The following is a 12,470-nucleotide window of genomic DNA, read 5'->3' as shown; positions in this document are numbered from 1 at the left end:
CGAGGGCCTCGCCGTCCGGAAACCTAATGTACACGTTTTTGTTACCTGCTGGAAGTTTTACGTCATGAGCACCCCAGAACCCTTTCGCGAAGTACCGCACCGCGGCCTGATCACAGTTGCGCTCATGCTGGCGACGATCATGCAGGCGCTCGACACGACGATCGCCAACGTCGCGCTGCCGACCATGACCGGCGATCTCGGCGCCTCCCCCGACAACATCAACTGGGTGCTGACCTCCTACATCGTTGCCGCCGCGATCATGACGCCGGTGACCGGCTGGCTTGCCGACCGCTTCGGTCGCAAGGAGCTGTTCCTGACGGCGGTGGTCGGCTTCACCGTCTTCTCCATGCTGTGCGGCATAGCCTGGAGCCTGGAGACCATCGTTCTCTTCCGGCTGATGCAAGGCGTCTTCGGCGCGGCCATCGTGCCGCTGTCGCAGACCTTCCTGCTCGACATCAACCCTAGGGAACGCCACGGCCAGGCCATGGCCATCTGGGGCGCCGGCATCATGCTGGGACCGATCCTTGGCCCGACGCTGGGTGGCTGGCTGACCGAGAATTTCAACTGGCGCTGGGTGTTCTTCATCAACCTGCCGGTCGGCATCATCGCCTTCCTCGGCATGGCCGCATATCTCCCCAGCGTGGCCCGGCGGGTGCGCAGCTTCGATTTCTTCGGCTTCGCCATGCTCTCGCTCGGTGTCGGCGCGCTGCAACTGATGCTCGATCGTGGCGGTGAGGTCGACTGGTTTTCCTCGATCGAGATATGGATCGAGCTTGGTCTTTCCATCACCGGCTTCTGGGTATTCACCATTCACACGTTGACGGCGGAGCACCCCTTTATCGACCCGAAGATCTTCCTCGATCGCAATTTCGTCACCGGGCTGGCGTTCATTTTTGTCATGGGCGTGCTCATTTTGGCGAGCATGTCGCTGCTGCCGCCAATGCTGTCGACCATCTTCGGCTATCCGACCCTCACTATCGGCATCGTCCTGGGGCCGCGCGGTGTCGGCACGATGATCGCGATGCTGTTCGTCGGGCGGATCATGCACAGGATCGATGCCAGGATCCTCGTCGTGATCGGCTTCCTGCTGACCGCGCAATCGCTCTACACGATGTCGAGCTTTTCGCCGCAGATGGACAACTGGCTCATCCTCAGCTCCGGCGTCATCCAGGGCCTTGGAATGGGAATGGTGTTCGTGCCGCTGTCCACCGTGGCCTTCGCCACGCTCGACGCACGCTTCCGCACCGATGCCACGGCGTTGTTCAGCCTGGTGCGCAATCTTGGCTCGTCGATCGGCGTGTCGGTGGTGACGGTTCTGCTGGTACGCAACACACAGATCAACCACGCTGAGCTCTCGGCCTATATCAATCCGTTCAATCCCAACCTCTGGGCGGCGTCGCCGGCAGCGGCGGGCGGCGATCCGACGGCGCTGTCGCTGATGGATGGCATGGTCAATATCCAGGCGATGATGGTCTCCTACGTCAATGACTTCAAGCTGCTGATGATGATGACACTGCTTGCCGTCCCGTTTGTTTTCCTGCTGCGCAAGCCAAAGGCTGCGCCGCCCGCCGGTGGAGCGCCTGCCGCGCATATGGACTAAGTCTCACGGCTCCGGCAACCGCGACTGGCTCACGGCTTCCGTTGCCTGTGCCGGTCGGGTCGGCATTAAGCCGGTTCACCTGCCATTAGTATATCCCGACCAATATGCACTCGCTTTTGGGTTGAAGGCGAGCCTCCTTTGCTTGCCTCAAGCATCAGCGGGAGGAACTGTGTTTGGCCACGAAATCATCCAGGCAAACCGCCGAAGTGCCCGAATCCGCCAATTTGACGACGCTGGCACAACTGGCGACTGCCTCATATGAGGCGCTCGAGCGCGAGCTTCGCGCCACGATTGCAGCGCTTCAGGACCAGGCACTGCGGTTCCAGACCGCGATCGAGAACATCTCGCAAGGCATCTGCTTTTTTGACGCCGATGAACGGCTGATCCTGTGCAACCGGCGCTATGCGGAAATCTATCGCCTTGCGCCGGAGCAATTGCAGCCGGGTGCGGCGCTGCGCGAAATCGTCGAGCGGCGCGTCGCTGTCGGGACCTCGGCAATGAATGCGGACGCCTATCTGGCGTTGGCCCGGGCAGTCAATTCGGGCACTGCTTCGGGGAACTGGACAGCCGAGCTCGCCGATGGCCGGACAATTCAGGTCTGCCATCAACCGATGCCTGACGGCGGCTGGGTGGCCACGCACGAGGACATCAGCGAGCTCAGCGCCAACCGCTTGGTCGTCGACGAGCGAATCTCCTTGCAGACGCTGATCGACCTGGTGCCTGACTACATGTGGGTGAAGGACACCGAAAGCCGCTTCGTCGTCGCCAACCGAGCCATTGCGTCCGACAGCGGTCGAGACAGCACGAGCGACATGATCGGCCTGAGCGACTTCGACCTTCACGCGCCGGATCTTGCGCAGAAATTTCGCCTCATCGAGCAGCAACTGATGCGCGACGGACAACCGATGATCGACGAGGAGGAGTTCGTCGTCGATGCGTCAGGCACCGGCAAATGGTTCCTGTCGACGAAACTGCCGTTGCGCAACGTTCAAAACAACATTTTCGGACTCGTCGGCATTGCCCGCGACATCACTGCGCGCAAGCGGGCCGAAATCCTTCGCGACGGGCAGGCGCATATCCTCGAGATGATCGCAAAGAGCGCTCCCCTCGAAGACGTGCTCGAGCGGCTCATGCGTCTGGTCGAGTCCCAACTGGCGGGGATATTCGGTTCGGTCTTGCTGCTCGACAAGGATGGCAGCCACTTGCGCCACGCCGCCGCGCCGAGCCTGGCGAAAGACTACACCGACGCCGTCGACGGCGCCGCGGTCGGCCCTCGGGCGGGGTCTTGCGGAACGGCGGTCTATCGGCACGAGCCGGTGATTGTCGCTGACATCATGCAGGATCCGCTTTGGCAGGATTATCGCGAACTCGCGCGGCCGCACGGTTTGCGTTCGTGCTGGTCGACCCCGATCCTGTCGCATCAGGGCGCGGTGCTTGGCGTCTTTGCGATGTATTCGATGACGGTGCGCGAACCGACCGAGGCCGAGACCCGCCTGATCGATTTCACCACGCGCATCGCCGGGATCGCCATCGAACGCAAACAGGCTGAAGACCGGATCCACTTCATGGCCAATCATGACGTGCTGACCGGGCTTCCCAATCGCGCCTTGCTCGAGGATCGGCTTTCGCAGGCGGTCCTGTACGCCCAGCGATACGATCGCTGGGTGACGGTGGTGTTCATCGATCTGGACAATTTCAAATTTGTCAACGACACGCTCGGCCACAATGCCGGAGACGAGCTTCTGAAGATCGTCGCAAGTCGCATGGTCGACTGCGTGAGGGCAACCGATACCGTCGTGCGGCTTGGCGGCGACGAATTCGTCATCGTGCTTTTCGACCAGCCGGCGAACGTCGATCTCGTTTCCGAGACCTTGCAAAAGCTCAGGTCGGCACTCGCCGAACCGGTTCGGCTCGGAGCGCATCTTGTGCGGGCGACGGCCAGCATAGGCATTGCCAACTATCCGAAGGATGGGACTGATCCCGATACGCTGCTGGCAAATGCCGATGCGGCCATGTATCGCGCCAAGGAGTTCGGCCGCGATAATTTCCAGTTTTACGCTCCGGAGTTCAATACCCGGGCGCATGAGAAATTCGTGCTTCAGGAAGAGCTGCGAAATGCCTTGGCGCGTTCGGAATTCACGCTGCTCTACCAGCCGCAGGTGGACCTTCGGTCAGGTCGGGTTTTTGCGGTCGAGGCATTGATACGCTGGAACCATCCAACGCTTGGTACGATAATGCCGACGATGTTCATCCCGACCGCCGAGGAGACAGGTCTGATCGTACCGATCGGCGACTGGGTTCTGCATGAGGCCTGTCGGCAGAACAAAGCCTGGCAAGACGCAGGGCTGCCGTCCTTGACCGTTTGCGTGAATGTGTCGGCGCGGCAATTCAGGGAACGCAACCTGATCGATCGCATTGTCAGCGCGCTGAAGGACAGCGGTCTGGAGGCCAGGTACCTCGAACTGGAGGTGACCGAGAGCCTTATCATGCAGGATATCGACCTGGCGGTCGCGACCATGAACGCCCTGCAAAGCCTGGGTGTCCAGATCTCGATCGATGATTTCGGCACAGGCTATTCCAGCCTCAGCGCACTCAAGACCTTTCCCGTGGCGCGGCTGAAGATCGACAAATCCTTCATCAAGGATCTTGCCGCCGACGAGAACGACCAGGCTGTGGCCAGCGCGGTGATTTCATTGGGGCAAAATCTCAACCTGAGGGTCATTGCCGAGGGCGTTGAGACAGATGATCAGGTGGCCTTCCTGCGCAGGAACAATTGCGACGAAATGCAAGGCTATCATTTCAGCAGACCGGTTTGTGCACAGGACATCGAGGAGTTGCTCGGCGGCCGCAAAGACTGACGGCTCGATCATCCGGCACGGACTCCGCCGACCAAAGGCGAAACCGTGCTATCTTCCGAGCACAAGGCACCAGTAGCGAAGCGTGTTGTCGCGGCCGTCGCGTACATAGGCGAGGCCGAAGCGGGTGAAGCGCGGGTCTAGCATGTTGCGGCGGTGGCCTGGCGAATGCACCCAGATATCGAACAGCTTCTGCTGGTCGAAGCGGCCTTCGGCGATGTTCTCGGCGGCGGCGCCGGCAATGCCATTGTCTTTGACGCGCGAGGCAAAGTCCTTGCCCCAGCCGGTGGTGTGATTCATGCGGCCGCGGCGCGCCATGTAGCCGGCCTGCTGCAAGGCCGCCTGTTCGAGACGAGGATCGGCGACAAGCGGTCCAAGACCGGCTGAGGCCCGAATGCCGCTCAGGGTGCCGGCCGCGGAAGCAGAGACACCGGCGCCTTCGCCGGTGGGCAGCACGGCGGTTGCGCAGGCGGCGAGCCCGGCAAGGGCGCCAAGGCCGGCAGCTCTGAGCAGCATGCGCCTGTTCAGGCTTGGTTTGCCTTCATAATTTTCAATTCTCGCAACGGTCATGCCCGCCTGACATAGCGGTGATCATGGCTTTTGCCGGGCAGGCGATTAGAATCTCGCTCAAGCCGACCCACAGCGCAATAAAAAGGGCCGAGCTCGCGGGTCGCAAGTCGCCCAGACTGTTCGTTGCGGAACCAGCAAAGTTTGCCGCTGGGTCCCCGCCTTTTATCGTGTTATGCTAATATACCCTAAAGGCCGTCCTTGAAGGGAACGGAAATGTCCGCCATGTCAACGTTGACCCGGACTTTCATTGCCGCTGTTCTTGTCGGCTGCGCACTCGTCGTGTCGTCTGCCATCGGAGCGGGAGTTACCGAGGATGTCGTGACGGGAACGCGACTCGCGGAATTGCTCCGTGCGGGGCGAAGCATCATCTCGAACTATCAGACGCTCATCAATGATCCTGCTCTTGGCGACAAGCACCTCGACGGTGAGCGCATTACGAGAGAAGCCATCGCCGCATACTCAAAACACACCGGCCACGACCCGCTTTCGGGCGGATTGACCGAGCGCGACCGGCGTCTGCTTGAGGCCCAGATTGAGGCGATGCGAGAGGTGGTGGACGAACAGCAAGATAACATCAACCGCGCGGGAACCGCTTTCAAAGGCTTCGTGCCAGCGGTGTTTGCGCGTCTGATGAATGACAAGTTCGCTGCCAAGGCCGGCAACGAAGCTCGGGTGCGCGTGACCGCGCCAGAGCAACTCGTGCGCAACCGCAAATCGCTTCCGGACGCATGGGAAGCACGGATCATCGAAAGCGTCTTGCTGGATCCGCAGAGAGCAAAGGGAGAAGCCTACACGGAAGTCACCGAGGCGGATGGGCGCCCTGCATTTCGAATGCTGCTGCCCGAATACTATACTGGCTCGTGTCTTTCCTGCCACGGCGAGCCGAAGGGCGAGATCGACGTGACAGGATACCCAAAGGAGGGCGGCAAAGCGGGCGATCTGGGAGGCGCGATAAGCATCGTCTTGTTCAAATGAGCGCTTTGGAACAATCACCGCACCGCGTGGAAACGGTATCGGCGCCGGCGAGGCCCTTTGCGCGTCCCTTTGCCCATCTACCGATTTCGGCCCGCATAGCTGCGCTGACAGCGGCCGGCCTTATCAGCCTTATCGTATCGTCAATCTTTCTCACACAGGCACTTTATCGCAGTGCAGATCGAACTGCGGAGACCAAAGCATTTTTCGACGCCGCGTCCACTGCGGCTGCGGCGCACGCTACATTCGGCGAATTGCGATACTGGCTGACTGATCTGTCGGTTAGCTTGTTGATGAATTCCCAGCGTAATGCCGAGCAGGCGCGCGAGCGACTACTGGCACATCTGGACCGCCTTTCGAAATCATCACCGGATGCGGTCAGGGAAATCCGCGTTGAGATGGATGCCTATGTCAAAACAGCGCTGGAGGCGGCAGACAGCTATACTCAAGACAACCGCATCATCGGCAACACTCTCCTCGCCGAGGCGCGCACCCACAGCGCAAACGTGGATGCTGCGCTTAACAAACTCGTCGACCGAGCGAGCGCCGAGGCAGAAGCCGCTCGCAACGAGGTCGTAACGGAAACCCAGAAAACGGCGACTACTGCTGCCGTTCTGGTGGCCATCGTGGTGATGATCGGGTCACTTCTCACCATCCTTGTTCTTCGCTCGATCGTCGGACCGTTGCGGCGGCTGAACCGGGTAATCGGAAATCTGACGGAAGGACGCTACGACGTCGAAATACAGGCAGAGGGAGGGGACGAGCTCGGCGCGATGGCGCGGACGCTTCGGCTTTTCCGGGCGAGCGCAATTGCAAAGCAACGACTGGAGGATGAGGCGGAACGGCAAAGACGGACGATCGGAGCGGCACTCGAGGCGATTTCTGACGGATTTGTCCTGTTCGATTCGGAGGACAAGGTCCTTCTTGCCAACAGCAAATACTGCGAAATCTTTCCCGACAATGACCGAGCTACTCTGCCGGGGCAAAGCCTTCAGGATATTCTGAAAAGACGCTTGGCGAGCGGGCACGTCGACCTTGAGGGCGCGTCGCCGGAGGAATGGATTGCGAAGAGGCTGCGCATCCAGAAGGATCCGGCAGGCTTCGTCCACGAGGGTCGCTTCGGAGAACGCTGGGTCCGCGTCAGCAAACGAAAGACCCCTGACGGCGGGACCGTCGCCGTTTACACCGACATCACGGAACTGAAGCAGAGAGAGGTCGAACTCGAGCGGGCCAAGAGTCATGCTGAAGCGGCAAATGAGGCCAAGAGCAGCTTCCTCGCGTCCATGAGCCACGAGCTGCGCACTCCACTGAACGCGATCATTGGCTACAGCGAGATGCTGATCGAAGAGGCGAGCGACCAGCAAATGAATGAGTTCGTGCCAGATGTGGAAAAGATCGCCGGGGCCGGTCGCCATCTCCTCGCGCTCATCAACGACATCCTCGATCTGTCGAAGATCGAGGCAAATAAGATGGCAAATTTCCTCGAGACTTTCGACGTCGCCGACTTGTTGCGCGATGTCCAGGCCACAGTCGCGCCACTGATGGCGAAAAACCGAAACAGTTTCGTTATGGACCTCGCGGGCGACCTCGGGAAGATGCATTCGGACCAGACGAAGTTGCGTCAGAACCTCTTCAATCTCCTCAGTAACGCAGCCAAGTTCACCGAGGGGGGCCGTGTAACACTGGCGATTCGACGCGAGAGGAGATCGGACGGCGACTGGCTGATATTCACAGTGTCCGACACCGGGATCGGGATGACGCCAAAGCAGCAAGAACGGCTCTTTGATGCTTTTACGCAGGCAGACGCCTCCACCACTCGCAACTACGGCGGGACGGGATTGGGCCTCAGCATAACCCGGAGTTTCTGCCGCATGATCGGAGGCGTTGTAACCGTTAAAAGCGAGTTCGGAAAAGGCTCGACTTTCACAATGGAGATTCCAGCCGAGTGCGACGAAGAACCTGGCGAGCAGAAACCCGCCGAGCCGCTGTCGTCGAGGCCCTCGGAGCAGGCGGTTCTGATCATAGATGACGAACCAGCCGCCCGAACTCTCATCGCCAGGTCCTTGGCTGAGGCGGGACTGGCATCAATCGAAGCAGCAAGCGGCGAGGAAGGCATAGCCGCGGCGCGAGCGCATCGCCCGGCCGCAATCGTTCTCGACATCATCATGCCGCATCAGGACGGCTGGTCAGTGCTGCGCTCACTGAAGGGCGATAAGGAGCTCTGCGAGATTCCGGTAATCCTTGCGACGATACTTGCAGATCGCGAACTCGGCCTCTCACTCGGTGCGGTCGAATACCTCACGAAGCCGATCGACACCCAGAAGCTTATACGAACAATAGAGGCTTGCGGCGGCGGCAACCGCGATGTGCTTGTTATTGACGACGATCAAGCCTCCCGCGACTTCCTTCGGCGTATCCTGATCAAGAAGGATTGGCGGGTTCACGAGGCAAGCGATGGCCTGCGCGGCCTCAAGCTGATGAAGCGGTTGTTACCGCGTCTGGTCCTGCTTGATCTGCTGATGCCCGAAATGGACGGGTTCCAGACCCTGAACGAGATGCAGCAGGTGCCCGAGCTTCAGAACATTCCGGTCGTCGTCGTGACTTCCAAGGATTTATCGGCGGACGAGCTCAAGTGGCTTCGCGACAGGGCGGTCGCGGTTGTAATCAAGGGCGCAAATAGTCGGTCTCAGTTGGTCGAGGCCCTCGAGCGCCAGATCTTCCCACTTGGGTCGACAGGTGCCAGCATTGCCGATCGCGGAACCGCCCCCATGGCTGAAGGAAGCTAAAGATGACGAGGATCCTTCTGGTAGAAGACAACGAATTGAACCGCGACATGCTTTTGCGGCGGTTGTCACGGCGTGGGTTCGAAGTCCTCATTGCGGAAAACGGACAGTCGGGCGTGGAACTCACCGTTTCGGAAAGGCCCGATCTCATCCTCATGGATATGAGCTTGCCGGTCATGGACGGGTGGGAGGCGACCCGGCGGATCAAGGCTGATCCGGCCACCTCCGGGATCCCGATCATTGCGCTTTCTGCGCACGCGATGGCCAACGATCGCGAAATGGCACTCGAGGCAGGCTGCGATGACTACGATAGCAAGCCGGTGGACCTGTCGCGACTTGTCCAGAAAATTGAACAATTGCTTGCCGCGAATCGATGAGGCGCGGACCGACGGTTTGAAAATATGCCTGCTAAGAACAAGTTCCAACGCCATGCGATCGCCGTCCATCTGGCGCAACAGCTCGCCGGACCGGCGCGGGCAATCTCAGGATTTCAGGAGTTGCTAACCGAGCAGGTGCAGGACCTCGGTCTGGCCCACATGAGACCGGATCTAGAGAAGGTTGGCGCCGCTGCTTGCGAATTGAGTAGCCTGATCGACAGCTTGATCCACGGCAAAGCGGACAATCAGAACCGGGCAGGGGTCGAGATCGAGGCGAAACTGCGCCACGACTTGCGAACGCCGCTCAACGCCATCATCGGCTATTCCGAAATGATTCGTGAAGAAGCCGAAGAATTGCACGAATACGCGCTGGAAGAGGATGTCAGGGTGATGCTCGCCGCGGCGGCCGAGTTGCTGGCGCATGTCGATGCGATTGCCGGCCTCTCGCGCGCACCCGACAGCGAGGAACCGCGGACCACGGATCAGGCTGAGATCGATGTGGCAGGGCTCGAACGGGCACTGATCAAGGCAGAGCACGACGCAAGCTCCGGTCACGGTGGCCGCATACTTGTCGTCGACGACATCACCAGCAACCGCGGTCTCCTCTCGCGCCGCTTGCAACGTGACGGTCATCAGGTAGTCACTGCCGAGTCCGGTCCGTCGGCGCTGACTCACCTCGCGGAACACGAGTTCGACCTAGTTCTGCTGGACGTCCTAATGCCGGACATGAACGGCATCGAGGTGCTCTCGCGATTGAAAGCGGAGCGCCGATGGCGGCATATCCCTGTCATCATGATATCGGGGTTGGACGAAGTGGACGCGGTGGTCCGCTGCATCGAGGCGGGGGCCGACGACTACTTGCCTAAACCTTTCAATCCGGTCCTGCTGCGCGCCCGGATCAACTCGAGTTTGGAGAAGAAACGTTGGCTCGACCGCGAGCACCAGTATCTTCAGCGGATCGAGGCGGAGAAGCGGCGGGCTGACTCGCTTCTCCATGCGATCCTGCCCGGTCAGATCGTGGCACGGCTGCAACGGGGCGAAGAGTTCATTGCCGACCGGTTCGATGAAGTGACCATTCTTTTTGCCGATATTGTCGGTTTCTCGAGCATAGCGGCAAGGTTGCCGCCGTCGGACCTGATCAAACGCCTCGACGGGCTATTCAGCACGTTCGACGTCTTGGCGGAGAAGCATGCCGTGGAGAAAATCAAGACCATCGGAGACGCCTATATGGCTGCGGGCGGTGTTCCGGAACCGGCAGCTGACCATGCCGACAGGATCGTGGCACTGGGGAAATCCATGCTGGACGCGTTGAAGCCCTTAGCGTGGGGCAACGATGGTTTTCGGATCCGCATTGGCGTGCACACGGGACCGGTGATCGCGGGCCTGATCGGCCGGCATCGGTTCGTCTACGACGTCTGGGGCGAAACCGTGAATATTGCAAGCCGGCTCGAGTCCCAGGGCGTGGCCGACCGCATGCAGATTTCGGAGGCAACCAAGCAGGCCCTGCACACCTCCTGGAAGCTCGAACCGCGCTGTAATGTAGAACTGGCAGGTGTCGGCAGGATTGAAACCTATCTCGTTCAACACTGATCGGAACAATGGCTAACCCTCAGGGAATTTCGCGAAGCGATGCTTGGAGTCGCGACACCTCGTAAACGAACAGCATGCAGCATTGGCATTCCACTTTCACCCGGAGCTACACCATGAACAGGCGTCAGAGTCTTCTATTTCTCGCAGGAGCATCGGCCGCGGCAGCCAACACAACCCTGTTGGGCGCCGCGGCCTTTGCGCAGGAGACCCAACCCTTCAAGCTCCCACCGCTCGGCTACGCGAACAACGCATTAGAGCCGCACATCGACGCGACCACGATGATGATCCATCACGACCGCCATCACGCCGCTTATGTGAATGCCTGCAATCAACTCGTGCCGCTTTGGCCCGAGCTCGCCAGCACGCCGATGGAGGCTATTCTGGCAGATCTGGGCAAGGTCCCGGAAGGCGTGCGCAACAATCTTGGGGGACATTGGAATCACACTCACTTCTGGGAGCTGATGACTCCCGGGGGCCCCAACCAGCCCGGTGGCGACCTCAACGCCGCCATAAGCAGCACCTTCGGCAGCTATGCGGGCCTGACCGAAAAGCTCACGGCGGTTGGCCTTGGCCGCTTTGGCTCCGGCTGGGTATGGCTTGTCGTGAACAAGGACAAGAAGCTCGACATCGTCAGCACAGCCAACCAGGACACGCCGCTCGAGCTAGGGGCGCGTCCGGTGATTGGCGTCGACGTCTGGGAACACGCCTATTATCTCAAGTATCAGAACCGCCGCGCCGACTACCTCAAGGAATGGTGGCGCGTGGTGAACTGGGACAAGGCCCTCGCCAACTTCAAGAAGTCGACCGGCTGAGGGGCCGCAGATCGCGACGCCTCGTCCCTTCAGCCGCAGCAGCCGGCCGCGTTCGTGGTCACAGCTGTTTTTTTCAGCGTCTCGCGCGAATACCGAGCGGTTCGCCGGCTGGGGTAGCGCCTTCGGTTCAGACATCCCGGTTGCCAATTTCCGCGACTGGCTTGTCTGTCGTGTTCACACCTTTGATATGCCCCAAGCTGTGACCGAAGGGCAGCAACGGGTCCGAGACGCGACCTTCGCGGCATCATTGGCAAAGGTCCGCAAGTGGCGCAAACCAGCCCACGCTATGCTGGACGCGAAGGTCAGCTTTTTGGCCCAATCATCCCGAAAGCGGATCTCCGCTTCCGGCCCAAACGCGACGTTAGAGTATCTGCTCGGCAATGACAGCTTCTGGCGCTGTCCGTGCATTCCGATATTCGGCCGGATCCTATCCAAAGCGGTTGTCCAGCCTCGGATAGCAAGCGTCAGATTTTCACGATCGGCTAGGCCGCTGTGTCTAGCCTCGTTTCCGGCATCGGTGGAGCCTGGCCGACCCGGTCGTCCCCGGTATGTTCCCACCATCTGCCCAAGGCCTCGATGAGCGGCACAAGCTTGAGACCGGGCGTCGTGAGGTCGTAATCCACGCGTAGCGGATAGCCGGCATGCGCCGTTCGCCGCACAATCCCGGCGTCCTCCAGCTTGCGCAGTTCGAGAGCCAGAATGCGGTGCGACACGGTCGGGTTGTCACGCCTCAGATCGCTGAAGCGCTTGGTGCCGTCCTTGAGATAGTAGAGCAGCAAGGTGGGCCAGCGACCGCTGAGCACACGCATGGTCTCTTCGATCGGGCAGCGTGAGACGACATCTTTCATGGGGGGACCTGGTTACAGAATAGTGCGTAATTTACATGGGGCGACCAGCGTTTAGGGTCAAGT

At 60.2% G+C, this 12,470-nt stretch carries 9 protein-coding genes; 7 read left to right on the top strand and 2 right to left on the bottom strand.

From position 1 onward, the window contains the following. Nucleotides 1–64: 64 nt before the first annotated feature. Together NKH63_RS10060 and NKH63_RS10055 are read left to right on the top strand one after the other, a co-directional pair. The gene (locus NKH63_RS10060; protein WP_352495547.1) at nt 65–1,600 is read left to right on the top strand and encodes a DHA2 family efflux MFS transporter permease subunit; all 1,536 of its coding nucleotides are present in this window, start codon (nt 65–67) and stop codon (nt 1,598–1,600) included. A gap of 173 nt (nt 1,601–1,773) precedes the next feature. Further along, nucleotides 1,774–4,458, top strand: coding sequence for an EAL domain-containing protein (locus tag NKH63_RS10055; protein ID WP_352481733.1), 2,685 nt, complete (start codon nt 1,774–1,776; stop codon nt 4,456–4,458). 48 nt (nt 4,459–4,506) lie between these two features. Here the strand turns inward: NKH63_RS10055 and NKH63_RS10050 are convergent, their stop codons facing one another. After that, complete coding sequence (locus tag NKH63_RS10050) at nt 4,507–5,025, bottom strand: CAP domain-containing protein (RefSeq protein ID WP_023717111.1); 519 nt, start codon at nt 5,023–5,025, stop codon at nt 4,507–4,509. A gap of 213 nt (nt 5,026–5,238) precedes the next feature. Between NKH63_RS10050 and NKH63_RS10045 the strand changes: the two genes are divergently transcribed. The 5 genes from NKH63_RS10045 to NKH63_RS10025 all read left to right on the top strand — a co-directional run bounded on the left by NKH63_RS10045 (nt 5,239) and on the right by NKH63_RS10025 (nt 11,559). Then, entirely contained in the window at nt 5,239–6,000 is a 762-nt protein-coding gene (locus tag NKH63_RS10045) for a Tll0287-like domain-containing protein (protein WP_023717112.1), read from the top strand. Beyond that, nucleotides 5,997–8,783 (top strand): ATP-binding response regulator, encoded by a 2,787-nt coding sequence (locus NKH63_RS10040; RefSeq protein ID WP_352481732.1) that lies wholly within the window; start codon nt 5,997–5,999, stop codon nt 8,781–8,783. The genes NKH63_RS10045 and NKH63_RS10040 overlap by 4 nt, the downstream gene beginning before the upstream one ends. A gap of 2 nt (nt 8,784–8,785) precedes the next feature. Beyond that, a complete protein-coding gene (locus tag NKH63_RS10035) occupies nt 8,786–9,157 on the top strand; it encodes a response regulator (protein WP_023717114.1) in 372 nt (123 codons plus the stop codon). A 24-nt stretch (nt 9,158–9,181) separates the two neighbouring features. Next, nucleotides 9,182–10,747, top strand: a complete 1,566-nt coding sequence (locus NKH63_RS10030; RefSeq protein ID WP_352481731.1) for an adenylate/guanylate cyclase domain-containing protein — start codon at nt 9,182–9,184, stop codon at nt 10,745–10,747. Between the two features lie 113 nt (nt 10,748–10,860). Next, nucleotides 10,861–11,559, top strand: a complete 699-nt coding sequence (locus NKH63_RS10025; RefSeq protein ID WP_084642425.1) for a superoxide dismutase — start codon at nt 10,861–10,863, stop codon at nt 11,557–11,559. A 482-nt stretch (nt 11,560–12,041) separates the two neighbouring features. Here NKH63_RS10025 and NKH63_RS10020 read toward each other — a convergent pair whose 3' ends face one another. Beyond that, entirely contained in the window at nt 12,042–12,407 is a 366-nt protein-coding gene (locus NKH63_RS10020) for a winged helix-turn-helix transcriptional regulator (protein ID WP_352481730.1), read from the bottom strand. Nucleotides 12,408–12,470: the final 63 nt, after the last annotated feature.

Origin of the sequence: Mesorhizobium sp. M0960 (genome assembly GCF_040319055.1) — a bacterium.
In the GTDB taxonomy this organism is placed as follows: domain Bacteria; phylum Pseudomonadota; class Alphaproteobacteria; order Rhizobiales; family Rhizobiaceae; genus Mesorhizobium.
The sequence above is the reverse complement of the archived record's forward strand: the minus strand, read 5'-3'. Positions and strand labels throughout refer to the sequence as shown.